This window comes from Psychroserpens citreus, from assembly GCF_055686305.1.
Genome location: NZ_CM145999.1, coordinates 1,162,802 through 1,188,303, shown reverse-complemented (window position 1 = coordinate 1,188,303; position 25,502 = coordinate 1,162,802). Strand labels below are relative to the sequence as shown.

The following is a 25,502-nucleotide window of genomic DNA, read 5'->3' as shown; positions in this document are numbered from 1 at the left end:
CTATAACTATAAAACACTAACTGTATGAGTAAAAAAATGTCCTATCTTCTAGGTATTTTATTTACTATTATTATTGGTACTTTATTGTATTGCTACTTGTGTGACGATTGTCACTGTTTTCCAAGTGGAGATACTAAAGAAACAGAAACCAATACTGTAGTAGATGTACCAGAAGTAAAGCCAGCAACTAGAAATGCATTTGCCATTTCTGATGTAAATGGTGACTTCAACATTAAAATTAATGACAATTTTAATTTTAAAACATCGAACTTCTCAATTTTAGAACCTATTTCTACAGGTGTAACTTCTGAAGTTGTAAAATTGAAAGACTATCTTTTAACAAACCCTTTAAAAGATATTGATATTACTGGGTATTACCGTAGTGATGAAACTAATAACTCTGCATATCCTAATTTAGGATTAGCGAGAGCCAATGCGGTAAAAAATTATTTGATATCTCAAGGGATTCCTTCAAGACAAATTGATACACATGGTCAATTGAACGATGACATTAATCCAGATGATGCTAGCACGCTATTTGGGCCGTTAAAATTTGGTATTGTAACATTTGAAGAAGGCTATAAAGATGAAGCTCTTGAAGCTGCTTGTGATTCTATTAGAAAAAATCCTTTAGTATTATATTTTAAAACTGGTCAAGCTCAAATAAATTTAACAAGAGAGCAACGTCAAAAGATTGCAGATATCTCTCGTTGTGTAGACAAACTTGGAGTAAAGGTTCAGGTTGTTGGTCATACAGATAATACGGGTGATGCTGATAATAATGTAATTCTTGGACAACAACGAGCAGATTTTGCAAAAAGCTATTTAGTTAGAAATGGAATTTTAGAAGGTAATGTTGAATCTACTTCAAAAGGACAAACTGAACCTATTGCAGACAATGCAACTGAGGAAGGCAAAGCTAAAAATAGAAGAACTGTAATAACAATAAACTAACAAATTTAAAACATTATAAAATTATGAACTGGTGTATATTAATCCCATTACTTGTCGGCCTAATTAGTGCATTATTAGGATATTTACTTGGACGCCTTTTAGGAGGAGGAAATGATGATAGTGATAGAATTGCAAGACTTGAAGCAGATTTAGAAGCGTGTAGAAGCTCTAGAACTTCATTAGAGGCCGATTTAAAATCAGCTAAAGCAAATATAGCTTCATCTTTTGCTGCAGCTTCCGCAATTGCTTTTGATGCAGATGCAGCCAAAGCTGTATTTGGTAAGAAAATAAAAGAAAATGATTTAACGGTTGTAGAAGGTATTGGACCCAAAATCCAAGAGTTATTTCACAATCATAATGTAATGACATGGAAAGGACTATCTGAATGTTCAGTAGATAAATGTCAAAGCGTTTTGGACAGTGGAGGAGAGCGATTTAAAATTCATAACCCAGGTTCTTGGCCAGAGCAAGCAAAAATGGCTTATGAAGGTCGTTGGAGTGAACTTCTAAAGTGGCAAGACGAATTAGATGGAGGTAAATAAATTACTGTTATAATAGTAATCACAAAAAACCGTTTCTAAGTAGAAGCGGTTTTTTTTAAATTATGATTTTGTAATATAAAACCTATAGTTATTCCTTAATAATCTTTTTAGTAGTATGCCCTTTAATACTGTAAATCATTAACAAATACATACCAGTATTTAAATCAGAAACATATACCTCATTGGTTTGTTTTAGAGTCTTTAATTTCTTTCCTAGTAAGTTGTAAACTTCAATTGTGTTTATTTCTGAATTGGATATAATACTTACCTTGTCAGAAGTTGGATTAGGATATATTGACAATTCCAGTAATTCATTTGTTTCTACATTCAGTACATTTTCTGAAAATTCATCATTTGAACCAGCAGTCGTAATCGTAAAAAATTCTGATCTAGCGTTTATGCCCATCATACCTGAATCTGTAGAATTTGGATCTGAATTATTTTCAAATAACCGAGCCTCAGAGTTACCATCGGATGCTGTAAATGTCATCCATAGTACTTCAATACCAGCATTTAGGACACCTATATAACTAGCACCTCCTGTAGAGTTAAATACATAATAATCATTGCTAGAAGATGCGTTAGGACTTCTAATTACACCGGCAGCATTATACGTGGAAACACTCTCACTTGTGTGGGAGACTGTTCTTGTTCCAGAAACACCGTCTGTAGGGAATACTATAGTTACAGTAGAAGTACCTCCCGTTGTAACAGGTGCTACTGCTGTTACATCTCTTGTTATGTAAAGTTCGTATAGTGAACTGTTAGAATTCCAACGTAAATCATAGGTCACATTCTGGGCAACCAAAGGAGCAGATACAATTAAGATTACAAAAAGAGTAATTATTTTTTTCATGGTTTTAAAGTTTTAATTATTTAGTAATTCTATTGCTTGTTTCAACCTCTGAATATCAAGATTTAGTTGTATTGTATTTCTCAATGCAGATGGTGAAGGCAGCTGCTCTTCAAATAAATTGTATTGTGAGCTAAAGCTAGTATTTAATGGATATAAGAGTATAGATAATAGTATTTGATTGTTTTCATTAGAAAAGGACACATTGCCGTCTAAAAAAACATCGGACTGAAAGTATCCATCTACAAAATCATAGCTTGTACTAAAACTTGTATTTGCAGGAAATAAAATGATGTCCGTTAATACACGATTAATATCACCTGAGAAATTAATAACACCATCGCCATTGACGTCACCAGCCCAAAGTGCCATAGTACCAGATGAAAGTAGCACTTGTGCTTGTGTGCCAAAAGTAGTAGTACTTACATCTGTAAAATCTATTATAGATGGGTTTGTTGATCTAGCAATAGTCACAGGTGTGTTAGTCATAATACCTAAGTGATTTTTGTGGTTAACCACTACATAATATTCATCAGCTAATACATTAAGATTTATAGAAGATACGCCATCAGTAGCGACTACATCACCATCGCGTTGTAATAGTGCTGATAGCGCTAAAATAATAGATGTATTATCACTTTTATCTCTTAATTCTACCCAAACCCAATCTACAATAGCATTATTGCCAGTTATACTAAAAATGGAAGCATCGCAAGTTGCTGCATCAGTATAAGGACTTGTGGTTGGGATATAACCAGCCAGGCGCAAGTGGTCATTCATTAATCCTGCAATTGTAGGATTAAGCATTGGACCTTGTAAAAATAATTTGGGATTAATTCTAATTTTTAGTTCAGGGTTTATAAAACCTTCGGAAACTGAAATGTCTCCTACATTTAATTCTTGTACGTTAACTTCTCCTATGGTATAAATAATTTCTATGCCTCCTTCTGAAGCCAAAGCTCCCCCAGAGTCTATACTATATTTTTCTATGGACTGCGCTACTATTAGTTTGGAATAGCCAAGAACTAACAGAATTGTAAATAATGTTCTCATTGCTCAGATGTTTTTAATAAGGCTTCAAGATGTTTAATCCTAGAATCGAAAGACTCTAGTGCAGTAATTTTTGCGTTTTGTTGAACTATAATTTTTTGTTGTTCCTTAATAGCATTAATAAGTACAGGTATTAGCTCTGAATAGCTTAAGCTTAATGTTTTATCGTCATCATTGTTTGTATGAACAATATTGGCAATAACCTTTTCCACGTCTTGTGCAATAAGACCCAAAGAGGCTTGCTTTTGCTCTGGTTTATCTTTCCAGAAATAGGCTTTAGGCTCTAATTGTAAAACTTCATTTAAACCATATGGTAAATCTTTGATGTCTTTTTTAAGACGTCTATCACTACTATGCGCCAAACTGCCATTTATATATACATTGCCATCACCACGCAGCGACATGACATTTTGGGTGAGCCCAGAGTAAAAAATATTGAACTGGCTATCTATGTCGGTATTATCTGCTCTGGCAAAGAGTGTCCAACGGTTGGTTGACTCTAGTGCATTTTTAAAGTTTATTCTTGAGCCACTATTGGCATTTTCTTCTGTAATTTCTAAATGAGGGCTGGTAGACGAGCCATTACCTTCTATATCCATTAATGCGTTAGGAGTGTCTGTACCAATACCTGTGTTCCCATTTTTTAAAATTGTAAACGCATTACTTCTGTAATTAATTTCTCCATTACCTACTACAAACAAGCGGTCAGATGGTTGCCAAGAAGAATTAGATACTGGTGTATAATCTGTATTGTATAATCCAATTGATGTCTCACTAAATGAAGGAGCTATCGTACTAGTTCCCATTGAGGTAGAATTATTTCCAGAAGCAGTTGTAACCCTTCCCATTGCTGTTGAAGCATCACCAGAAGCAGTAGTCGCCAAACCCATAGTGATGCTATTTGATCCCGTTGCTCCATAAATTGTTGAAACACCATAGTTATTACTTAAATCAATAGAATCAAAACCAATATCTCCAAAAGAACTAAGATTCCTCCCTTTCAATCGCCAACCAATACCGTTGCCTTCGTCTATTGCTTCGAGACCAGAACTTCCAAGATTAGCATCTGCATATTCTTTGGTAATAAGTGCTTTATCGTCTGTAATTTCAGAAACGTCAAAGCTTGGTGCTGTGATGGTGCCGTTTTTTAAGATAATCAGAGCATCGCTTTTAAAGGCCGGAACACCGCCATTACCTATTACAAATAGGCGATCATCCTCATTCCAACTAGTTTCACTATTTGCAGAATAATCTGTGCTATTATTACCTATAACGATTTCATTATATGATTTGGCAGCTACTTGGTATCCAATAGTAGTTGAAAAATTCCCATGAGCTGATGTACTTGCCCCCAAGGTAGTTGAGTAGGTGCCTAATGCATTTGTAAACCATCCCATGGCTGTAGAATATTCATTTGAAGCTGTTGTGTAATAACCCATTGCCGTTGAATAATCTCCAGAAGCAGTAGAAGCTATTCCCATTGCCATTGAATAATCTCCTGTTGCTCCATGAGTTGTTGAAGAGACTACATTAACACTTAAGTCTTTAGCATTTAAACCTATATTTCCGTAATTATCTGGATTACTCCCTTTTAACCGCCAACCAATACCATTGCCTTCGTCTAGGGCTTCGAGACCAGAAGGAGCAATAATATTTGGTGCGTTTGTTAAGTCGTTATAGTCGCCGCTAAAGGTATTGGCATCTGCATACTCTTTGGTAATTAGGGCTTTATCGTCTGTAATTTCAGATACATCAAAACTAGGTGCTGTTATAGTACCGTTTTTTAAGATGATTAAGGCATCAGAGGTATCAGAGAATTGTGTGCCATTGCCTATACCGAAAAGTCTATCGGTAGCTACCCAATTTTCGGTATCACTAGGGACATATTCAGTATTATAACATCCTAAAGTGGTCTCTCTATATGATCTTGAAATAGCGCCATTACCAAGAGCTATAGTTTGGTCACCTAATCCCTGCCCATAATAACCTAAACCCATGGCATACTCCCCATTCGCTTGGGCATACGAACCTAAAGCAAATGCATTGTCTCCAGAAGCTGTAGATGAAAAACCTATAGCTGTAGCATTACTACCAGAAGCTGTAGAATTAGAACCAGATGCCGTGCAATAAAGGCCAGAAGCTGTAGTGTTAAAACCCGTTGCCACAGCATATGCACCTGTTGCTCCTGCAGTAGTTGAAGTACTAGTATTGGTACTTAAATCTACTGCATTAAGGCCTACGCTTCCATAATTGTTAGGGTCTTTACCAATTAAACGCCACCCAATATTCAGTTTTTCTAAACCTTCTACATTATTGGCTTTTTCTGCCTGTAAGGCATAAGGTACGGCCTTAAATGTTGTGGTGCCCATATCTACAAATCCACTACCTGTATCTAGTTGCACATTTAGTGCATGAGAATCTAATGCCCAATCAATAAAAGTATAATTGCCATTTTGTGGTATGCCTTCTCCTATAGTAAGGATAATCAGTCCATTAGCATCAGTAGTTGGTGTATGCACTTCGGTATACACATTGGTTTCTGCAACGCCTTGTAGAATACTAAATTGAACAGTAATACTTTGGTTAGCTAAAGCATTACCCAAATCGTCTTTAATCAATGCTTTGTAATTAATGCCTTGTTGGGCAGTACTTGTATAAGCAACTAAAAAAGCTAAAAGTGTATAAAGTTTCCTCATAATAAATTGGTGTTTATAATGCTGATTATCTTATCTTTAAATAAAAGTATTTTAAAAGATCCGCGCTGAAAAGTGAGAATGTACAGGTGTGTTTCTTTCTGTCTAAAGCATTAAAAGTGAGTGTATAAGTGTTCTTGAGAAGTTATCGGGTTTTTTACAAATTTGATAAACACACTTTTTTAGTTGTTTATGCTTATGGTATTTAAAATTAACACAGTTATACAGTTTAAGTATCTAGTGCGATTTTTAATATGTATAATTACTGTTTAACAAAATATTTATGTCGTGAGATCCAATTTCTTGAAGCATGTCACCTTTTATATTTTCCTATGTTTTTGCACGAACTTGAGTTTTGGACAAAACAGAGATCTTATAGACTTGCAAAGGTTTATCAAAGATTATGATACCATATCCACTAATAAACAAAAAGACGAGCATCTTAGAAAGTTGGTTAAGTTGGCTGAATTCATACCAATGGATTCATTAGAATATTTAAAGAAAACACAAAAAAATAATTTCATTTTACGTTTGGCTATTGCAGACGATTTCAGATTTAATAGAGATTATATCAATGCCAAAAATGCCTATTTACAATTAGAGAACGATGTACTAGCAAAAAAGCCAATTGATTATACATTACTGGCTATTATTTCTTGGAAAAGCTGTCAAAATATATCTCCCAAAAATTTCAGCTTTGAAGAGAGTTTAAAGGACCTCTATAAAGGTTTAAGTTATGCTGAAAAAAGCCAGGTTTATAAAAGAATAACAGAATACCATTCAAATTTGGCTTTTTATAATAGCTCTTCTGCAAATTATGAGCAATCCGTATTTCATAATAAAAAACACTATGAATTTGCAAAAAAAGATCAGGATTCCATAGAGATGATTTTAGCGTTAAAAAAAGTAATGGAAGATTTTAATGTTACTAATAATAGTGAAAGTGCTATTAAAATATGGAATGAAATTAGACCAATGTTTAAAAAGAAGCTATCAGATTATCCTTATCCTGCTCATCTTTTAGATTTTGTGGTTAATGGTTTTATTAAAACTGGACAATTAGATTCTGCAGCTTATTATAACAAAAGATGCTTCTATTTTGATAGCATAGAAGGTAATACATTTAGAAGTCCTTACAATAAACTAAATAAAGGAAGAATATTAGTTGCACTTGAAGAATTTACAGAAGCCGAAAAGGTATTATTATCTAGTTATAATGAGTCTAAAGGAGGAAATAATAATAGGATTAGAGCAATATCAGCATCTGCTTTGGCGCAAATTTATCTTCAAAAAAATCAACCTTCAAAAGCATTAGATATACTAAAACCTACATATAATACTAAAGCCAAGATTAGAAATTATTATAAATCTGGTATGGAACGATTACTTTCTAACGCTTACGAAGCCACTAATGTTTTAGACTCTGCTTTATTTTATAGAAACAAGTCTGAGAAGACTATGGAATTAGAAAATAGAATAGTTGCAGAAAAACAGGTTGCGCTTGCTAAAGCGGAATTAGGTATAAATGAGCTTTTAAAAGAAAATGAAGATCTCACTTCAACAAAAATCAATTTAGATGAGCAAATAACTAAATCAACAAAAGCCAAGAACATTTTAACATATGCATTGTTAGCTGTTATAGCTTTAACAGGCTTTTTTCTATACCACAAAAACCAAAAAGAGAAGTTGCGAATTAGCCAGCATAGAGAGCAACTAACCAACAAAGAACGTATTGCTTTAGAGGCCGAGTTAAATACGATTCGCTCACAAATGAATCCGCATTTTATGTTTAATTCGCTCAATTCAATCAACGAATTTATACAAAATGATAGCAGTGAAGACGCGTCTAATTATTTGGTAAAATTTTCACGTTTAATGCGTTTTACTTTAAATTACTCTAAGCGCAAATTTGTAACTTTAGAAGAAGAATTAGAATTGCTTGAGCTTTATGTAGAACTAGAGAATTTACGATTTTATAATTCTATAGATTTTGATTTACTGATAAGTCTAGATATTAATATTAATAAAGTACTTATACCACCTATGATGATTCAGCCTTTTGTTGAGAATGCCATATGGCATGGTTTAATGGCAAAGGAAAACAATAGGAAGTTAAGTTTACGTTTTTCAGAAAATGAACAAAACATTATTTGTGATATAGAAGATAATGGTATTGGTAGAAGAGCAAGTGCTAAACAAAAAGCCCAAAGGAGTAACCATAAATCGCAAGGCATAGGGCTTACTCAACGTCGTTTAGAACTATTAAAAAGCATACATGGCAAAGAGGCCAAAGTAGAAGTGACAGATTTAGTTGTGGGTAATAAAGCTTCGGGCACGTTAGTTAAAGTAACTTTACCTAAACAACAAAAGGCATGAGCAGTTCAAAAATAACAGCGGTTTTAATAGACGATGAACCAATGGCCTTAAATTCTTTAAAGCGTATGTTATCAAAACATTGTCCAGAGCTAACAGTTATAGGCGAAACTATTAATCCAGAAGAAGCTATACTGCTTATTAATAATAAAAAACCAGACCTGTTGTTTTTAGATATTGCGATGCCAAGATTAGATGGTTTTGAACTGCTAAATAGGATAGATTATAAAAATGCCCAAGTTATATTTATTACAGCTTATGATGAATATGCGCTCCAGGCGTTTAAAACAGCAGCAGCAGACTACCTTTTAAAACCTGTTGATAAAGACGAATTAATAGCAGCTGTAACCAAGGTATCTAAAAGTTTAGAAAGTGATACCACTCAAAATTATTTAACCGAATTATTTGAACGCCTGCAAAATAATAATAAGAGAGTTTCTACAATTGGTTTGCCAACGATGGAAGGCTTAGATTTTATAAAAACCGAAAACATAATATATTGCCATAGTGATGGTAACTATACTGAAATTTATTTAGAGAATAAACATAAACTATTGGTAACCAGAAAGCTAAAGTTTATGGAAGAGAAATTGGATGCAACTCAATTTGTACGTGTGCATAACTCCTATGTCATCAACCTTAATTATGTAAAAAAGTACATTAAAGGACGTGGAGGCACACTAATTATGTCTAATGGCAGCAGTATACCAGTTTCGGTAAGAAAGAAGAATGATTTTTTGGATTCGTTTTAACAACTCAATTCTAAAATAATTTTAATGATATCAATAGTAGTTATGATGATTAAACCAACACTATAATATTCAGTCTAACTTGTATGAAACAAAAGCAAATACAACATTTATACTGGAGAGCTGGGTTTGGTGTGCAACCAAATCAATATGTGAAGTTATTGAAATTAGATAGACATGAAGTTGTAGATGCCTTATTTTCTGATTCTAAAACCATGTCACCTTTAAAGATTGACACATCAGAATTAAAACCATTCTGGTCACGGGAGTTACTTAAAGATAAAGCGAATCAAAAAGAATTTAGGAAGATAAGTACAAAGAAGCTTAAGTCTTTTAATAAATCATGGATTGAAAGATTAGCAATTTCTGAGGAAGTATTAAGAGAAAAAATGACCTTATTTTGGGCTAACCATTTTGTGTGTCGAGATCAGAATATTTTTCATGTACAACAGTATAATAATATACTTAGAACTCATGCTTTAGGACATTTTGGTGATTTTGTAAAAGCAATTTCTAAAGAACCTGCAATGCTTAAATATTTAAACAATAAGCAAAATAGAAAACAGAAACCCAATGAGAATTTTGCTAGAGAATTGATGGAGTTATTTACACTTGGAGAAGGCCATTATTCTGAGCAAGATGTTAAAGAAAGTGCTAGGGCTTTTACTGGTTATAACCATAATTTTGCAGGAGAGTTTGTACTTCGACGTTTGCAACATGATTATGAGTTTAAATCATTTTTAGGGCATAAGGGACGTTATGATGGAGATGATATTATAGATATTATTTTAGAACAAAAACAATGCGCACGCTTTATCTGCAAGAAGATTTATAAATATTTTGTTAATGATAACATAGATGAAAAAAGAATAGAAGAACTTACATCTATTTTCTTTAAAAATTATGATATAGAACAGCTCATGCGACATATATTTATGTCTGATTGGTTTTATGCTGGACAACATATTGGAGCAAAAATTAAATCTCCAATTGAGTTTTTAGTCGGAATGATAAGAACTGTACCTGTAACTTTTAAAGACACCAAAGATGTCTTAAAACTTCAGAAATTACTCGGACAAATATTACTAAATCCACCAAATGTTTCTGGATGGGAAGGAGGTAAAAGTTGGATTGATAGCAACACGATTATGTTGCGACTTAAACTTCCATCTATAATATTGGCAAATGCCAAGATATCAATTAGAGCAAAAGGAGAATTTGAAGATGCTTTTGAAACCTATTATTCAAGGCAAAAGAAAAATAAATTTGTAAAGGTAAATGTCCATTGGGAAACTTTTGACAAGCAGTATAAATTGCTTAAAATTGCTGACTTAAGAGCACAAATTATTGTTCCTGAAATAAGTAATGGCACTAAAGCATATATTGAAACATTAAGTCAATCGTCAAAACAAGACCTGTGTATCCAACTCATGTCTTTACCTGAATATCAAATGTGTTAAGTATGGATAGAAGACATTTTTTAAAGCAATCGTCATTAGCAAGTAGTCTATTTTTTGTGCCAAGTTTTATAAAGGCGTTTGAAAGCATGTCTACTAAAAGTTTAGGTTACAAGAGACTAGTAATGATTCAATTATCTGGAGGTAATGATGGATTAAATACCATTATTCCTTTTACTAATGATAGTTATTACCGTAATCGTCCTAAAATAGCTATTCAAAGATCTAAGGTTCTAAAAGTTACTGATGAACTTGGATTCCATGAAAATTTACGTCCATTAAAGAAATTGTACGATAATGGGCATCTTACAGTTATTAATAATGTTGGGTATCCTAATCCCAATCGATCACACTTTAGGGCTACAGATATCTGGCAAACAGCAAGTGATTCTAATCAATATTTTCAAACGGGTTGGATTGGTCGCTATTTAGATATCTACGGAAATAAACCTTACAATGCTATTGAGATAGACGATAGTTTATCTTTGGCTTTAAAGGGGCAAAACATTAATGGGATTGCAACTAAAAATCCAGTAGTACTTTTTAAAACGTCTCAAGATCCTTATTTCAAAAATGTACTTAAGTATTATCAGGATGAACATTTAAGTGAACACAATTTAGGTTATTTATATAAAACAATGATTGCAGCTGAATCATCTGCTAAATATATTTTTGAAAAACATAAAATTGCATCTTCTCAACAAACGTATCCAAATAATGCGTTTGCAAATCAATTGAAAACAACCTCGAAGTTGATTAATTCTGGGATTGAAACTAAAGTATTTTACTCTTCTCTTGGTGGGTTTGACACCCACGCCAATCAATTAAATAGCCAAGCGCGATTATTAAACATATATGGCGAAAGCATTGACGCCTTTGTAAATGATTTAAAACAGCAAGGAACTTTTAATGACACACTCATTGTGACCTTTTCAGAATTTGGTAGACGAGTTAAGCAAAATGCAGCAAATGGTACAGATCATGGAGCTGCAAGCAATATGTTTATTATCGGAAACAAATTAAAAACACCAGGATTTTATAATGATTTGGCAAGTTTGTCAAATTTAGATACTAATGGAGATCTAAAATTCACAGTAGATTTTAGATCGGTGTATGCTACTATTTTGAACAAGTGGTTAGCAGTAGATGATACGTCAATTCTAAATACTTCTTACTCTAAATTACAATTTATTTAAAGTATTATAAAACAAAAACCCTGTTTCACATTCGACTAGCGACATTGAAACAAGGTTATATGTAATTGATTAATAGCAACGCTAAAATCGTAAAAAATAAGCTTGCTTTCTAAAAAAAACTATAAGTGGTAAAAAAAACTGTATGAATGGTAATTCTGACATTCATCTTGGTAAAAAAACGAACCTTTTTTTGATATTTCAGAAGGAAATAGAAACCTTTAAAAAACAAAAACCTTATTTCGCCTGCGAATAGTCGCTTTTGAAATAAGGTTATATGTAATTGATTAATAGCAAGCCAAAAATCGTAAAATTCGAAGTTCAAGTAGAATTAATACTACAAATAGCAAAAAAAATGGTATGAACGGTAATCTGTGCGATATTTCTTCGATTAACTGTATGTATGATCTTAAAAGTGCTTAATATACTAAAGAAACTCTGTAGGGCTTTTCTTGAAAAATTAATTAATGTGTTCAAATATTTATAAAATAATGAGACTTTTGTGTTTTTAAAAACCTGATAACTAATTAGTTGAATATTTTTTTATTAACTTTAAGCTGCTATTAATCAATACATATATTATTATGAAAACACTTTTTAAGTTAATTGTTTTTTGTTTTTTCATTTCATTTTCATCTTGTGAACAAGAGGAAGTGATTGTTGAAGACTCACTTGAAAGAAGTACCAAAGATGAAGATGGATGTGAAACTGCTTTTGCTTATGGTAAGGAGGATGAGGCAACTTGTTTTTTAGATGACGATGATCTCAACTCTAATAGATGGGGTTGGACGATTGGCCCAATTACTCCTAATTATGACGGATCTTATGAAATATATCAAGCTGCAGGAGGCTGCAATCTTGATAATGGAGAACTAATAGGTACTTTGTATGTTACCTACGAGTCAGATTATGTTTTAGTGAATTTTGTTGCAAATGAAGGTTTTGGTTTTTTTGAAACACATTTATATGTAGGAAATGAAAAGTATCCAACCAAAAGAAATGGCCAATTTACTGTCGCACCTGGTCAGTACCCTTATAACGGAAGTTTTCCAGAAGGAACATTATTTGATGATTACAAAATAGACGATGTAGAAGGTGAAATCTATATTATTGCGCATGCAGTAGTATGTCCTTTTAAAAAGGAAGATAAAGATTAATCCAATTCAATACCTTAAAAATACAGTTGATTAGAAGTATTTGTGCTGCTAATTAACTGTATTTTACTTTCCGTAAAATTCGAGTTGCTTCCTGATAAGAGTTATAAACTGATTGGCTATATTTTTTTAAATAGGGCTTAGCTTCATTCAGTCTATCAATAGCTTCATGAAATTGATTAAAATAACAAATTAAGTAGGTGGCAGGAAGGTTTTTAAGATCATGAGCTTCATGTTTATTCAGTACTAATCCTTTCTTTAATTTTTCTAGAAGTGCATTATTGGCATTGTAAATATGGTGTAGTACTTTTTTATCAAATTGAGGTGGTTCAAATATAAGATTGGTTTCAATAGTATAATGAGCATTATCTTCAAAATGAATGATGGTTTCCTCTAGCTTATAATACTTAAAGGAGTTTTGAAGCCCTAAACTCACATATTCTAAAATTTTAAAAGTATTATCGTCGTAATAAATAGAGACCTCGTCTAATGTTGAAAAGAACAAGCGGACTTGCTCATTAATTAATTCGATATCTACTCTTGAAAAAAAGGTTTCATTTTTTACTATCTTTTTCTGGCCAGACCAACATACCACGAAATATTCTTTAAAGACTTTGTATTGTGGATTAAAATCCTTTCGTTTATTCATAAAATCGAAAACACCATCAAGTGTATATTCAATATTATTTTGTGCATGAGATTCAATAGCATTAACGATTTCAGAATTTATATCTTTAATTTCAATATCAAATACCTTAGGCATACTCATGCTACCATCTCTAAAAAACACCGAACCTCCATAGTACTTCCAAATGTTTTTTCGAAGCGAGGTAATTTTATCTATAGCTCTTATCGTTACTAAGCCAACCACTTTGTCATCTGGCAAATGTGGAAAAGAAATGTTTTCATATTGCACAATTGGAGGGTTTACCAGATAAGCATTTATGAGGTTTTGAATTTTGCTGTCATCAAAAAAATTCACACCAATAATCTTGTTTTCTTCATCTTCAACACCAATAACGATATAAGAATTGTTTTTCGGATTACTATTAGATAGTGCACAGATGTGCTTTAAAAATTTGGCTTTGCCTTCTTTGTGTGTAATATCAACTTTTCGTTTTTTATCATAAAAACTATTCTCATCATTATGAGCAAGTAAGTTTTTGATAAGAAGACGTTTGTTAATCATTTAATTTCTCTTGTAAACTGAGATTTTATTTAGTTTGTCCCACTTTCTATTTCAGCAATTATTACTCCAAAATTACCATCTACTTGCTCCCATTTTTTCTTTGGAAGGTAGGTTCGAGATACAAAACCGTCAAGGTATAACGCATTTTTGCAGCCAATACCTTTAAAAAAATCTGCAAAATCATATAAGTTAACCCGATCTTTGGACATAGCAAAAACGATAGAACCATTAGGTAAAACACCTACACCATTTCTTATGTGTAAGTTTTTTGACCCTTTTACAAATTTTGGATGTATAGTATTTTCAATTACAAGCATTGGTCCAGATTGGGTGGCATATAAAATATTGGGACTTGATTTAAAAAGGCTTGTTTTACAAACCGAAGCTTCTTGATTTTTGGTGATATAGAAAATGCCATTAGGCTGTAAGTAAAAGTTACCATAGGCATTAGTAATGGTGTCTATTTTGGTTTTTGCGACACCATCTTCAATATATAAACCTTGGGGCGATCCGTCTTTAAGATACATACCTCCATTCATGGCAAAAGTGAGCTTTTGATGATTATGCTCTAGATCTTTTTTTAATTTTTGAAAATTACCAAAATTAGTTCCAGTACTGTCCTTTAGATAAAACTTAAGTGTTTGGCTTTTTAAATTGACAACGTGAATAATAAAACGATCATCTTCTATCTCTTGAGCAGATGACATACATGAAGTGTTCATGAGCAATAAGATCAAGACAAAAGTTAGTCGCTGTTTCATATTAGTGTAAACTAATTTTTTTTTCAACCAGTCAATCATATATCCTTTTTAACAATAGTTGAACTGGCTTGTGCCGTACAAAACATAAGTACATCAGCAATGTTAACATGTGCCGGACGGGAAATTGCAAATTGTATGACCTCCGCAATGTCTTCGGCTTGTAATGCTTTATAGCCTTTGTATACATTGTTTGCTATTGGGTCTCCTTTAAAACGCACTTGGGAAAATTCGGTTTCAACCAAACCAGGATTTATGGCTGTCACCTTAATTCCAAAGGGATTTAAATCAATACGCATCCCTTCTGTTATGGCTAAAACAGCATGTTTACTTCCGCAGTACACATTGCCTTTAGGATACACCTCTTTCCCTGCCGAAGAACCAATATTAATAATGTGCCCGCTTTTACGTTCGGTCATTTGAGGAATAATAGCCTTGCTTACATAGAGAAGCCCTTTTACATTGATGTCCATCATGGCATCCCAATCCTCCAAATTACCAGTTTGTATAGGGTCTAAACCATGAGCGTTTCCTGCATTATTGATTAATATGTCTATGGTTTTGAAATTTTCAGGAAGGGATGCTATGGCTCCAAAAGTTGCTTTTTTATCACGCACGTCAAAGTTGAGTGTATGAACATCCGTTTGTTTGCTTAATGCTTTTTTTATGGTGTCCAGGCGCTCTTGACGTCTCCCACAGAGCACCAAATTAATGCCATGTTTAGCAAACTCATGAGCTGTTGCTCTTCCAATGCCACTAGTAGCTCCAGTGATTAATGCTGTTTTTTTCATATCCTTTTTATTTATGGGACTTTATGACCTTGGCAAGCCACTAATATTTTAAACCAATCCTCTAATTCTAATGTAATGTTAGCAGTATTTGCTGCATCTGAAATGCGTTGTTTCGTAGTAGTGCCAATAACTGGATGAATCTGTGATGGATGTTTTAAAATCCAAGCGAGCAACAGTTGATCCTCGGTGGCATTGTACTTATCTAATAAATCGCCTAATTGCCTATGAATACGACGGGTTTGCTCTGTGTCTTCTCTAAATACTAATCCTAACGGTGACCAAGCCATTGGAGATATATGTTGCGCTGTCATATAATCTAATGTACCATCATGCATGGCTGTATGTTGAGTTAGGGAAAATTCGATTTGATTTGCTGAAATATCTATGGTATTAGATAATAATGTCATTTGAGATGGTGTAAAGTTTGAAACCCCAAAATCTTTAATTAACCCTCTGTCTTTTAAATTGGTTATGGCCTCTGCAATTTCATTAGGTTCCATTAATGGACTAGGTCTATGCAGTAAGAGTAAATCTAAGTAGTCTGTGTTAAGATGCTTTAATGAAGTTTCTGCAGACCATATGATATATTCTTTACTGTAATCATAATGTTTCACAGTATTATTTCTGTTCTCACTAATATATTGAATGCCACACTTACTAATGAGTTGAATAGTATCCCTTTTAATACCACTTTTAGCAAAAGCTTTTCCGAAATCTGCTTCTGTAGTATAACCTCCATAAATATCAGCATGATCAAATGTAGTGATGTTTTGATCAATACAATACTGCATTAATTCAATAATTTCGTTGGTCTTGAGTTGTTTTCCCCAAACGCCCCAGGTCATAGTACCTGCAATTAATCGAGAATATTTCACTTTTTTTTCTGTTTATGCTGATTTTTTTGCAATTCATGTATAAAAATAGTCAAATAATGAAGAACAAGGTATTATTGTATTGCTATTATTCAATGTCCCAATCATGAAAAATATAAATACCTATAAAACTACTTTGTTTGCATTAATTTGTTTGTTTTTAGTATCTAGTTGTTCTCAAGAATTAGATACAGAAACCTATGAAAACAGTAGCTTAGTTACTATAAAACTTCAAGGTACACATAGTGCATTTAGTCAAGTTAATATTGAAGTGCTCGATGTGCAATTTAGAATCTTAGAAGATGAAAATGATTCTAATGCATGGATAAGTTTAAATACCATTAATACAGGAATTCACGATTTAACAAATAGTACTAATAATAAAGTTATCACATTAGTAGATTTTGAAGAAGTTCCAGCTGAATATATTTACAATATTAAATTAATACTAGGAGATCAACACACTGCAATTAAAAATGGTATTGTATACGAATTAGATCTGTTGCCAGAATACGAAAATGCTTCAGTAAACATTGTTGAAAAGCAATTGGTTGCTAACAAATTATATGATTTTGTAATAGAATTAAATCTCGATGATTCTATAAGAATGTCTTCAGATGGAGATGCTAATTTCGCACCCAAAATGAATACCTTAATGCGTCTTTTTAATATTTTCTAGAGTGTTAAAAACATCTGCAAATTTAAATTGAACGTATATAATTTAGATCAAATCAAATAATATTATGAACTCAATTAAAATTAAAAGTCTTTTAGTTTCAACTTTATTTTTACTAACTATTTTTGCTTGTGGAGACGATGATTCTCCTTCAAACATTGAAGGGACATCTAAACTAACTGTGAAATTAGTTGATAACCCTGGGGATTATGAGCATGTATATGTTGATGTAGTAGATGTGATGGTTAAAGTCAATGATGACAGTGAAGATGATGATAGTGGTTGGCAAAGTGTAGGCGCTATCAATACAGGAATATATGATTTATTAGAACTTACAGGAGGTGTCAATGTGTTGTTAGCTGATGATTACGAAATTCCTTCAGGAATGTTAAATCAAATAAGGTTAGTTCTTGGCGATGATAATAGCATCGTTATTGATGGAGAAACATTTCCATTAATGACACCAAGTGCGCAACAATCTGGACTTAAAATTCAAATCAATGAAACGTTAGAGCCTAATTTTGAATATACCTTTTGGTTAGATTTTGATGTATGTCAGTCAATAGTTGAAGCAGGAAATTCTGGTAATATTATCTTAAAACCAGTCATTAGAGCAGTAGCAGATATATCGACAGGGATTATTAGCGGAAGTATTACACCAATAAATGTACAAACTCAAGTTAGCGTTTTAGTTGGATCTGAAGAGGTGTCTACTTATACTGATGAAAACGGAAACTTTATGCTAGTTGGTTTGCTGTCAGGAGCTTATGATGTTGTTGTGACACCAGATCCTGAATCTGGATTATCAGAAACAATTGTTGAATCTGTTAACGTTGTTGCGGGTGAAACTACAGTACTAGAGACTATAGAATTACAATAAAATAATTTTTATAAGCAAATAAGGGTAATGCCATTGGTATTACCCTTATTTTTTTAACCAATTATTAACAGCATTACATCAAAAATTTTAACAATTTGCGTAACTAAATTAAATAGAGCTATACATAGCGTTTAAAACCTATTAGATAATGGAAGATACAGGTACAATTGACATTAAAAGCATTAATGAGAAAATAGAAAAAGAAAGTGCTTTTGTTGATTTGTTAATGATGGAAATGAATAAAGTCATTGTTGGACAAAAACACATGGTAGAACGATTGCTTATTGGGCTATTAGGACGAGGGCATATTTTACTCGAAGGTGTTCCTGGGTTAGCAAAAACCTTAGCTATTAATACCCTGTCTCAAGCAGTTGCTGGTAGTTTTAGTAGAATTCAGTTTACTCCAGATTTATTGCCTGCAGATGTTGTTGGAACATTAATCTACAACATGAAGGAGAATGATTTCTCAATTAAAAAGGGACCAATTTTTGCTAATTTCGTGCTTGCAGATGAAATTAATAGAGCGCCAGCTAAAGTGCAATCAGCGTTATTAGAAGCTATGCAAGAGAAACAAGTCACAATTGGAGATGAAACGTTTATTTTAGACAAGCCATTTTTAGTTATGGCAACACAAAACCCTGTAGAGCAAGAAGGAACTTACCCATTGCCGGAAGCTCAAGTGGATCGTTTTATGCTGAAAACAGTTATCGATTATCCAAAACAAGCTGAAGAACAACTCATCATGAGAGCTAACCTCAAAGGAAATTGGGACAAGGTTAACCCTGTGGTTTCAGTAGCTCAAATTATAAAAGCTCAAGATGTTGTTAGAGAGGTCTACATGGATGAGAAAATTGAAAAATATATTCTCGATATTATTTTTGCAACACGTTACCCAGAACAATATCGTTTAGCCGATTTAAAACCACTAATTTCTTTTGGAGCTTCTCCTCGTGGTAGTATCAACTTAGCTACTGCTGCTAAATGTTACGCGTTTATTAAGCGACGTGGTTATGTGATTCCTGAAGATGTTCGCGCTGTTGTTCATGATGTTTTACGTCATAGAATTGGAATCACTTATGAAGCTGAAGCTGAAAACGTCACTTCTGAGGATATCATCAATAAAATTGTAAACGAAATCGAAGTACCATAAAAATGTCATTCCTGTAAAGTCATTGGGCGTAATCAAAATCAAGACAGGAATCTCAATAGAAGCAATCAAAACCTAAATTTGATAGATTCTGCATTAGGTGCAGAATGACAAATAGAAATAATGGATACTAAGGAATTACTAAAAAAAGTACGAAAAATTGAGATTAAGACACGTCGATTGTCTGATCATATATTTGGAGGCGAATACCATTCAACATTCAAAGGACGTGGTATGACTTTTTCTGAAGTAAGACAGTATCAATATGGTGATGATGTTCGAAACATAGATTGGAATGTTACAGCACGTTATAATGAACCCTATATTAAGGTTTTTGAAGAAGAACGTGAATTAACTATGATGTTAATGGTGGATATTTCTGGTTCAGAATTATTTGGAACTGATGAACAATTTAAAAATGAAATCGTCACAGAGATTGCTGCAACATTAGCATTTTCAGCAACTCAAAACAATGATAAAATAGGATTGATTCTGTTTTCTGATGACATAGAGCTTTACATTCCTCCAAAAAAAGGACGCTCTCATGTATTGCGAATTATTCGTGAATTAATCGAGTTTAAACCTAAAAGTAAGCTTACCAATATTGCTGAAGCTTTAAAGTTCTTATCGAATGTTATGAAGAAAAAGGCAATTGTGTTTATACTTAGTGATTTTATTGCAGATGATTATAAACAAAATTTAAAAATTGCTGCTGGGCGTCATGATATAACTGGAATTAGAATCTACGATAAACACGAAGAGTCTATTCCTAATCTTGGGATGGTTCAAATGGAAGATGAAGAGTCAGGTGAATTGGTGCTGGTTAATACTGCATCAAAATCTGTTAGACAAAATTATAGTAAATACTACAATGATAAGGTAAACTATTATAAGGATACGTTTACGAAATCGGGCTCAGGTACAATTGATTGTCGTGTTGATGAAAGTTATGTGAAAAAATTATTAGGGTATTTTAAAAGAAGAGGATAAAAAATGTCAGGTTGAGCGCAGTCAAAACCTAATTTAAAATGAAAAATAGGCACTTAAACATACGAGTTAAATTTCAAAAGCTTAAAGTTATATCATTATATACTTTGATGTTCTGTTTGTTGCCTTTTGTCATGTATTCCCAAGTCGGCTCTTCTGTTGATACGACTAAAATTAGAATTGGCGAGCAAATCACGTATAAAATTCAAGTTGAAGCTGATACTACAGATCTAGTGGTGTTTCCAGAAGGTCAAACCTTCACACCTTTAGAGATGATAGAGTCTTATGAAGTAGATACTACAAAAACTAATGCCAAGTTTCGACTCATTAAAACATATGGGCTCACCCAGTTTGATTCTGGAGCATATCTAATTCCGAAACAAAAAGTAATTATTGGTACAAAAACCTTTTACACCGATTCTTTAAAAGTAAATGTAGAAACGGTTGCTGTTGATACGACTAAGCAAAATCTCTATGATATTAAACCAATGATTGAAGTTGAAAAATCGTCTAGTGATTGGTGGAAATATTTATTGATTGGTTTATTGATTACTGCTATAGCGGGATTTATATTGTACTGGTTGATTTGGAGAAAAAAACCATTAACTGAAGAAGAGGAAATTGCATTACTTCCACCTTATGATAGAGCAAAACTAGCGCTTCAAAAGTTAGATGAAAGCGATTACCTTCAGAGAGAAGAATTAAAAGACTATTACTCAGAGTTGACTTTTATCATCAGAAAATACTTAGATGAAAAAGTATATGATCGTGCCCTAGAAAGTACAACAGACGAATTAATAAGTCGTTTAAATTTACTCCGCGATGCTAATCAAATTGAATTAAGCATTGAAGATATTGATAACATTGAAAATATTTTAAAGCGAGCCGATTTGGTGAAATTTGCAAAGTCAGCTCCAGATATAGAACTCGCTAAGATTGATCGAAATACCATTGATATTGAAATTGATCAAGTTAGAGATGCTTTGCCAGAGCTTACCGAAGAGCAAAAACTACGCAATAAGGCTTATGAAGAAGAACAAGCGCGTAAGAAAAAACAAGAAAAAATATGGCTCACAATAGCTGCAAGTATCCTAATTCTTGCAGCAACTTATGTTGGTTTTGGGCTTAAGTATGGCTTTAAATATGTAGCCGATAGTATAGTTGGTCATGATACTAAAGAGTTGTTAGAAGGAGATTGGGTGCAAAGTGAATACGGAATTCCTCCAATAACAATATCGACACCAATAGTGTTAGAACGACTTCAAATACAAGCTATAGATACTGTTCAAAAGGTAAAGCGAACAGCATTTTCATACGGAAGTGTCGATAGTCCTTTTGATATTGGAGTTGGAACTACACAATATTTAGATGAAGGTGCTCAAGATATTGAAATTCAATCGGCTATTGAAGAAACTATCCAGTTGTTTGAGAATAATGGAGCAAAAAACCTCATTGTAAAACAAGAACAATTTATTACACCAAATGCTGCTGCAGGTGTTAAGGTGTATGGAACAGGTGAATTTCCTACTAAAGTCAAAGATGAGTATAGATCTGGAGAATATGCCATTATCTTGTTTGTGTCAGATAATAAAAAAATAATGCATAAGATTGCTTTAGCTTGGAATAATCAAGATGAATATGCCAATCAAATTATTGAACGCGTGATAAATTCTGTTGAACTTAAAACTATAGAAGACGACGAGTAATGTTAGAAGGAGTAGAGTTTTTAAATAAAGAGTTTTTCTGGCTGTTTTTACTACTGCCACTGGCAATCGTTTGGTATTTTTTTAAGCGAAAGTACCAAACGGCTGAACTTAAAATGTCGAGCGTTAAAGGATTTAAAGTTGGAAATTCTTTATGGCCTAAATTACGTCCACTGTTATTTTTATGTCGTTTATTGGCCTTAGCATTTTTAATTACGGCTTTGGCTAGGCCTAGAACTTCTGACGAAACCACAAAAACAAAAACGACTAAAGGGATAGACATCGTTATGGCGATTGATGTTTCGGCAAGTATGTTAGCTAAGGATTTATTGCCTAACCGACTTGAAGCACTCAAGAAAGTAGCATCTGAGTTTATACAAGGACGACCAAACGATAGAATTGGTCTAGTAGAATATGCAGGAGAGAGTTATACAAAAACACCAATTACAAGCGATAAAGCTATTGTATTGAGATCACTTAGAGATATTAAGTATAATACAATAATTGAAGGCGGAACTGCCATCGGAATGGGGCTTGCCACAGCTGTCAATCGTATTAAAGATAGCAAGGCAAAAAGCAAAGTTATTATTTTGCTTACTGATGGGGTTAATAATTCTGGTTTTATAGATCCTAAAATAGCAAGTGAACTTGCTGTAGAATATGGTATTAAAGTATATACTATCGGTATTGGAACAAATGGAATGGCATTATCGCCTTATACTATGTTGAGCAATGGATCATTTCAATACAGAAGAGTGCAAGTTGAAATTGATGAAGACCTTCTCAACGAAATTGCCGATGTTACTGGAGGAAAGTACTTTAGAGCAACCAATAACAAGAAATTAAAAGAAATTTATAACGAAATAAACAAATTAGAAAAAACCGAAATCGAAGAAATTAAGTATACCACTTACGATGAAAAATATCGTCCGTTGGTACTAATTGCATTAGGCTTACTGCTATTAGAAGCCTTACTAAGATTAACTGTTTTTAGAAGTTTTGTATAAGCATTATGTTTGATTTTCAATTAGAAGAAAAAATTTGGTTTTGGGTTTTACTGGTAATTCCGGTACTTGTCCTGCTATTTATTATTCTTCAAATTTGGAAACACCGTACTCAAAAACGATTTGCAAGTCATAAATTACTGAAACGATTAAGCCCTAATCAATCGATATTTAAATCCATTTTAAAAATCATATTGCTATGCTTGGCATTTGGTTGTTTGACAATTGCATTAGTAAACCCTAAAATTGGAACCAAATTGGAAACAGTTAAGCGACAGGGTGTAGACATCGTCTTCGCTGTTGATGTTTCTAAAAGTATGTTGGCCGAAGATATTGCCCCAAACCGATTGGACAAGTCTAAACAATTGGTTACTCAAATCATTAATAATCTGGCAAGCGATCGTGTTGGAATTATTGCCTATGCTGGAAAAGCTTTTCCGCAGTTGCCAATTACTACAGACTATGCTTCAGCAAAGATGTTCTTGCAAAATATGAATACTGATATGCTCTCTTCTCAAGGTACAGCTATTAGTGAAGCTATTGAGTTGGCAAAAACTTATTTTGATGATGAGCAGCAAACTAATCGCGTCTTATTTATTATTTCAGATGGTGAAGATCATACAGATCTTGCTAGTAATGTGGCAGAGGAAGCAAGTGAAGAAGGTATTCGTATTTTTACAATTGGTGTAGGAGATGTTAAAGGAGGGCCTATTCCAATTAAACGAAATGGTGTGTTGCTAAACTATAAAAAAGATAGTCAAGGCGAAACTGTTGTGACAAAACTTAATGAAGATACACTTAAAGAAATAGCAGAAGAAGCTAATGGAGCATATATCAATGGCAGTAACACTTCTGATGTAATCGCAGAGATAAAAGATATTTTAAATCGTATGGATAAAACCGAATTTGAAGCTAAAGAGTTTGCCGATTTTAAAGACCAATTTCAATGGTTCCTTGGCTTTGGAATTTTCTTCTTGTTTATTGATATTTTCTTCCTAGAACGAAAAACAGCCTGGTTAAAGCGATTGAATCTTTTTAATGAAAATATATAGCATATTTAGGCTCAATAATTTATAAATTCTTTAACTATATCAAGCCATTCAGTTTTTTATCTTGCTAGTTACAAATATGAGAATACTACATATAAACATACTCATCTTTTTTTGTTTAGTTCCAATGGCTTTGATTGGTCAAACTAATAAGTTATCTATATTTGACAATTTGGTAAATAAGACTTGGATAGCAGAAGGGCAATGGGAAAATAATGGGCCAAAATTTAAACAAGAGGTTTCTTTTCAGTTTGATTTAGAACATAGCATTATTGTTGCTAATTCTAAAGGATTTATCGATGAAGCTCAAACTAAATTTGGACATAGAAATCATGGTGTTCGTCAATATGATAAAGCTAGTGATACAGTAAAATTTTGGGAGTTTGATGTCTTCGGAAATGTAACCAAAGGAACAGTGGTATCTGAAGGGAAAAACATTGTGTATCAGTATCAATATGGAGACACGGTCATTACAGATATGTGGGAATATGTAGATGAGTCTACCTATAATTTTAAAGTAGGCTCCTATAGTAATGGATTATGGAAACAGGTGTATCTTAATACCGTTTTTAAAGAAAAAAAATAAAATGAAACAACTACTTTGTATTTGTATAATGCTTATTGCTGTCGTGTCCTTTGCTCAAGATAAAGACAAAGAGAAAGAAAAACAGTTATTACTTGAAACTGCTAAAGATTATGTTTATGAAGGGAACGAATTGGTAGATGCTGATAATTATATCTATGCTGAAATGGAATATAGAAAAGCAATCTCTAAAGCACCTTCGGTTGTAGCTGGAACCTATAACTTAGGAAATAGTTACTATGAGAAAGGTAATTATGAAGAAGCTTTATATAGGCATAGTCAGGCTGCAGAAACAGCGACTTCAAAGACTGAAAAGCATAAGGCTTACCATAATATTGGTAATATTTTAATGAAAAAAGAATTATGTCAAGAGGCTGTTGAAGCTTATAAAAATGCTTTGAGGAATGATCCAACAGATGAAGAAACACGTTATAATTTTGCTGTAGCTAAAGAATGTGCTGAACAACAAAAAAAGCAAGATCAGGATAAAGAAGAAGATAAGAAAGACGAAGACAAAGACGACGATAATAAGGAAGAGGATAAAAAGGAAGATGACCAACAAAAGGAGGATCCTAAAGACGAAGGTGATCAAGATAAGAAAGAAGGAGATGATCAAAAGGATGATGAAGGGAAACCTAAAGATGAAAAAGATAAGGGTGAAGAAGGTGATCAAAAAGATGATCAAAAGCAAAAAGGAAAGCCCAAACCTAAACCTGGTCAATTATCACCGCAACAAATCAAAAACCTATTAGAAGCGATGAATAATCAAGAGCAAAAAGTTCAAGAAAAAATGAATGCTGAAAAGCGAAAAGGAGTTAAAGTTAAACCTGAGAAAGACTGGTAAG

General features: G+C 33.0%; 23 protein-coding genes. 16 read left to right on the top strand and 7 right to left on the bottom strand.

Features of this window, described 5'->3' with window-relative positions:
* The first annotated feature begins 24 nt into the window (after nucleotides 1-24).
* Nucleotides 25-954 (top strand): OmpA family protein, encoded by a 930-nt coding sequence (locus ACTU6T_RS05315; protein WP_460220222.1) that lies wholly within the window; start codon nucleotides 25-27, stop codon nucleotides 952-954.
* Between the two features lie 23 nt (nucleotides 955-977).
* Nucleotides 978-1,496: a hypothetical protein gene (locus tag ACTU6T_RS05310; protein ID WP_460220221.1), complete on the top strand. Its 519-nt coding sequence runs from the start codon at nucleotides 978-980 to the stop codon at nucleotides 1,494-1,496.
* Between the two features lie 88 nt (nucleotides 1,497-1,584).
* Here ACTU6T_RS05310 and ACTU6T_RS05305 read toward each other — a convergent pair whose 3' ends face one another.
* From ACTU6T_RS05305 to ACTU6T_RS05295, 3 genes are read right to left on the bottom strand one after another with little or no spacing between them, the layout of a single operon-like run.
* Nucleotides 1,585-2,352 (bottom strand): T9SS type A sorting domain-containing protein, encoded by a 768-nt coding sequence (locus ACTU6T_RS05305; protein ID WP_460220220.1) that lies wholly within the window; start codon nucleotides 2,350-2,352, stop codon nucleotides 1,585-1,587.
* 12 nt (nucleotides 2,353-2,364) lie between these two features.
* Nucleotides 2,365-3,402 carry a hemagglutinin protein gene (locus ACTU6T_RS05300; protein ID WP_460220219.1) on the bottom strand — a complete coding sequence of 346 codons (1,038 nt, stop codon included), beginning with the start codon at nucleotides 3,400-3,402 and terminating at the stop codon, nucleotides 2,365-2,367.
* On the bottom strand, nucleotides 3,399-6,095 hold the full coding sequence (locus ACTU6T_RS05295; protein ID WP_460220218.1) for a tail fiber domain-containing protein: 2,697 nt from the start codon (nucleotides 6,093-6,095) through the stop codon (nucleotides 3,399-3,401). The genes ACTU6T_RS05300 and ACTU6T_RS05295 overlap by 4 nt, the downstream gene beginning before the upstream one ends.
* Nucleotides 6,096-6,569: 474 nt before the next feature.
* Here ACTU6T_RS05295 and ACTU6T_RS05290 point away from each other — a divergent pair, with 474 nt between their 5' ends.
* From ACTU6T_RS05290 to ACTU6T_RS05270, 5 genes are all read left to right on the top strand, one after another.
* Nucleotides 6,570-8,468 carry a histidine kinase gene (locus ACTU6T_RS05290; protein WP_460220217.1) on the top strand — a complete coding sequence of 633 codons (1,899 nt, stop codon included), beginning with the start codon at nucleotides 6,570-6,572 and terminating at the stop codon, nucleotides 8,466-8,468.
* The gene (locus ACTU6T_RS05285) at nucleotides 8,465-9,217 is read left to right on the top strand and encodes a LytR/AlgR family response regulator transcription factor (RefSeq protein ID WP_460220216.1); all 753 of its coding nucleotides are present in this window, start codon (nucleotides 8,465-8,467) and stop codon (nucleotides 9,215-9,217) included. Before ACTU6T_RS05290 ends, ACTU6T_RS05285 begins: the two co-directional genes overlap by 4 nt.
* A gap of 83 nt (nucleotides 9,218-9,300) precedes the next feature.
* The gene (locus tag ACTU6T_RS05280; protein WP_460220215.1) at nucleotides 9,301-10,674 is read left to right on the top strand and encodes a DUF1800 domain-containing protein; all 1,374 of its coding nucleotides are present in this window, start codon (nucleotides 9,301-9,303) and stop codon (nucleotides 10,672-10,674) included.
* A 2-nt stretch (nucleotides 10,675-10,676) separates the two neighbouring features.
* Nucleotides 10,677-11,867, top strand: a complete 1,191-nt coding sequence (locus tag ACTU6T_RS05275; RefSeq protein WP_460220214.1) for a DUF1501 domain-containing protein — start codon at nucleotides 10,677-10,679, stop codon at nucleotides 11,865-11,867.
* A gap of 581 nt (nucleotides 11,868-12,448) precedes the next feature.
* Nucleotides 12,449-13,021, top strand: coding sequence for a hypothetical protein (locus tag ACTU6T_RS05270; protein ID WP_460220213.1), 573 nt, complete (start codon nucleotides 12,449-12,451; stop codon nucleotides 13,019-13,021).
* Between the two features lie 52 nt (nucleotides 13,022-13,073).
* Here ACTU6T_RS05270 and ACTU6T_RS05265 read toward each other — a convergent pair whose 3' ends face one another.
* Genes ACTU6T_RS05265 through ACTU6T_RS05250 form a run of 4 tightly spaced genes read right to left on the bottom strand, consistent with a single transcriptional unit; the run spans nucleotide 13,074 to nucleotide 16,631 of the window.
* Complete coding sequence (locus tag ACTU6T_RS05265) at nucleotides 13,074-14,207, bottom strand: ATP-binding protein (RefSeq protein ID WP_460220212.1); 1,134 nt, start codon at nucleotides 14,205-14,207, stop codon at nucleotides 13,074-13,076.
* 29 nt (nucleotides 14,208-14,236) lie between these two features.
* Nucleotides 14,237-14,968: a phosphodiester glycosidase family protein gene (locus ACTU6T_RS05260; RefSeq protein WP_460220211.1), complete on the bottom strand. Its 732-nt coding sequence runs from the start codon at nucleotides 14,966-14,968 to the stop codon at nucleotides 14,237-14,239.
* Between the two features lie 35 nt (nucleotides 14,969-15,003).
* A complete protein-coding gene (locus ACTU6T_RS05255; protein WP_460220210.1) occupies nucleotides 15,004-15,756 on the bottom strand; it encodes an SDR family NAD(P)-dependent oxidoreductase in 753 nt (250 codons plus the stop codon).
* Between the two features lie 11 nt (nucleotides 15,757-15,767).
* Entirely contained in the window at nucleotides 15,768-16,631 is an 864-nt protein-coding gene (locus ACTU6T_RS05250) for an aldo/keto reductase (protein ID WP_460220209.1), read from the bottom strand.
* 103 nt (nucleotides 16,632-16,734) lie between these two features.
* Between ACTU6T_RS05250 and ACTU6T_RS05245 the strand changes: the two genes are divergently transcribed.
* The 9 genes from ACTU6T_RS05245 (at nucleotide 16,735) to ACTU6T_RS05205 (ending at nucleotide 25,501) form a co-directional block, all read left to right on the top strand.
* Nucleotides 16,735-17,307, top strand: a complete 573-nt coding sequence (locus ACTU6T_RS05245; RefSeq protein ID WP_460220208.1) for a DUF4382 domain-containing protein — start codon at nucleotides 16,735-16,737, stop codon at nucleotides 17,305-17,307.
* A gap of 64 nt (nucleotides 17,308-17,371) precedes the next feature.
* Complete coding sequence (locus ACTU6T_RS05240) at nucleotides 17,372-18,184, top strand: DUF4382 domain-containing protein (RefSeq protein WP_460220207.1); 813 nt, start codon at nucleotides 17,372-17,374, stop codon at nucleotides 18,182-18,184.
* A 148-nt stretch (nucleotides 18,185-18,332) separates the two neighbouring features.
* On the top strand, nucleotides 18,333-19,334 hold the full coding sequence (locus tag ACTU6T_RS05235) for an AAA family ATPase (protein ID WP_460220206.1): 1,002 nt from the start codon (nucleotides 18,333-18,335) through the stop codon (nucleotides 19,332-19,334).
* A 120-nt stretch (nucleotides 19,335-19,454) separates the two neighbouring features.
* Nucleotides 19,455-20,321: a DUF58 domain-containing protein gene (locus ACTU6T_RS05230; RefSeq protein WP_460220205.1), complete on the top strand. Its 867-nt coding sequence runs from the start codon at nucleotides 19,455-19,457 to the stop codon at nucleotides 20,319-20,321.
* A gap of 38 nt (nucleotides 20,322-20,359) precedes the next feature.
* Nucleotides 20,360-22,024 carry a hypothetical protein gene (locus ACTU6T_RS05225; RefSeq protein ID WP_460220204.1) on the top strand — a complete coding sequence of 555 codons (1,665 nt, stop codon included), beginning with the start codon at nucleotides 20,360-20,362 and terminating at the stop codon, nucleotides 22,022-22,024.
* Nucleotides 22,024-23,028 (top strand): vWA domain-containing protein, encoded by a 1,005-nt coding sequence (locus ACTU6T_RS05220; protein WP_460220203.1) that lies wholly within the window; start codon nucleotides 22,024-22,026, stop codon nucleotides 23,026-23,028. The genes ACTU6T_RS05225 and ACTU6T_RS05220 overlap by 1 nt, the downstream gene beginning before the upstream one ends.
* 5 nt (nucleotides 23,029-23,033) lie before the next feature.
* Entirely contained in the window at nucleotides 23,034-24,077 is a 1,044-nt protein-coding gene (locus tag ACTU6T_RS05215) for a vWA domain-containing protein (RefSeq protein ID WP_460220202.1), read from the top strand.
* Between the two features lie 76 nt (nucleotides 24,078-24,153).
* A complete protein-coding gene (locus ACTU6T_RS05210; RefSeq protein WP_460220201.1) occupies nucleotides 24,154-24,660 on the top strand; it encodes a hypothetical protein in 507 nt (168 codons plus the stop codon).
* 1 nt (nucleotide 24,661) lies between these two features.
* Nucleotides 24,662-25,501: a tetratricopeptide repeat protein gene (locus tag ACTU6T_RS05205; RefSeq protein ID WP_460220200.1), complete on the top strand. Its 840-nt coding sequence runs from the start codon at nucleotides 24,662-24,664 to the stop codon at nucleotides 25,499-25,501.
* The last annotated feature ends 1 nt before the right edge of the window (nucleotide 25,502 follow it).

Bases quoted from the DNA above. Each gene is read 5' to 3' on its own strand.
- ACTU6T_RS05315 (WP_460220222.1), top strand. From the start codon at position 25: ATGAGTAAAAAAATGTCCTATCTTCTAGGTATTTTATTTACTATTATT.
- ACTU6T_RS05310 (WP_460220221.1), top strand. From the start codon at position 978: ATGAACTGGTGTATATTAATCCCATTACTTGTCGGCCTAATTAGTGCA.
- ACTU6T_RS05305 (WP_460220220.1), bottom strand. From the start codon at position 2,352: ATGAAAAAAATAATTACTCTTTTTGTAATCTTAATTGTATCTGCTCCT.
- ACTU6T_RS05300 (WP_460220219.1), bottom strand. From the start codon at position 3,402: ATGAGAACATTATTTACAATTCTGTTAGTTCTTGGCTATTCCAAACTA.
- ACTU6T_RS05295 (WP_460220218.1), bottom strand. From the start codon at position 6,095: ATGAGGAAACTTTATACACTTTTAGCTTTTTTAGTTGCTTATACAAGT.
- ACTU6T_RS05290 (WP_460220217.1), top strand. From the start codon at position 6,570: ATGGATTCATTAGAATATTTAAAGAAAACACAAAAAAATAATTTCATT.
- ACTU6T_RS05285 (WP_460220216.1), top strand. From the start codon at position 8,465: ATGAGCAGTTCAAAAATAACAGCGGTTTTAATAGACGATGAACCAATG.
- ACTU6T_RS05280 (WP_460220215.1), top strand. From the start codon at position 9,301: ATGAAACAAAAGCAAATACAACATTTATACTGGAGAGCTGGGTTTGGT.
- ACTU6T_RS05275 (WP_460220214.1), top strand. From the start codon at position 10,677: ATGGATAGAAGACATTTTTTAAAGCAATCGTCATTAGCAAGTAGTCTA.
- ACTU6T_RS05270 (WP_460220213.1), top strand. From the start codon at position 12,449: ATGAAAACACTTTTTAAGTTAATTGTTTTTTGTTTTTTCATTTCATTT.
- ACTU6T_RS05265 (WP_460220212.1), bottom strand. From the start codon at position 14,207: ATGATTAACAAACGTCTTCTTATCAAAAACTTACTTGCTCATAATGAT.
- ACTU6T_RS05260 (WP_460220211.1), bottom strand. From the start codon at position 14,968: ATGAAACAGCGACTAACTTTTGTCTTGATCTTATTGCTCATGAACACT.
- ACTU6T_RS05255 (WP_460220210.1), bottom strand. From the start codon at position 15,756: ATGAAAAAAACAGCATTAATCACTGGAGCTACTAGTGGCATTGGAAGA.
- ACTU6T_RS05245 (WP_460220208.1), top strand. From the start codon at position 16,735: ATGAAAAATATAAATACCTATAAAACTACTTTGTTTGCATTAATTTGT.
- ACTU6T_RS05240 (WP_460220207.1), top strand. From the start codon at position 17,372: ATGAACTCAATTAAAATTAAAAGTCTTTTAGTTTCAACTTTATTTTTA.
- ACTU6T_RS05235 (WP_460220206.1), top strand. From the start codon at position 18,333: ATGGAAGATACAGGTACAATTGACATTAAAAGCATTAATGAGAAAATA.
- ACTU6T_RS05230 (WP_460220205.1), top strand. From the start codon at position 19,455: ATGGATACTAAGGAATTACTAAAAAAAGTACGAAAAATTGAGATTAAG.
- ACTU6T_RS05225 (WP_460220204.1), top strand. From the start codon at position 20,360: ATGAAAAATAGGCACTTAAACATACGAGTTAAATTTCAAAAGCTTAAA.
- ACTU6T_RS05220 (WP_460220203.1), top strand. From the start codon at position 22,024: ATGTTAGAAGGAGTAGAGTTTTTAAATAAAGAGTTTTTCTGGCTGTTT.
- ACTU6T_RS05215 (WP_460220202.1), top strand. From the start codon at position 23,034: ATGTTTGATTTTCAATTAGAAGAAAAAATTTGGTTTTGGGTTTTACTG.
- ACTU6T_RS05210 (WP_460220201.1), top strand. From the start codon at position 24,154: ATGAGAATACTACATATAAACATACTCATCTTTTTTTGTTTAGTTCCA.
- ACTU6T_RS05205 (WP_460220200.1), top strand. From the start codon at position 24,662: ATGAAACAACTACTTTGTATTTGTATAATGCTTATTGCTGTCGTGTCC.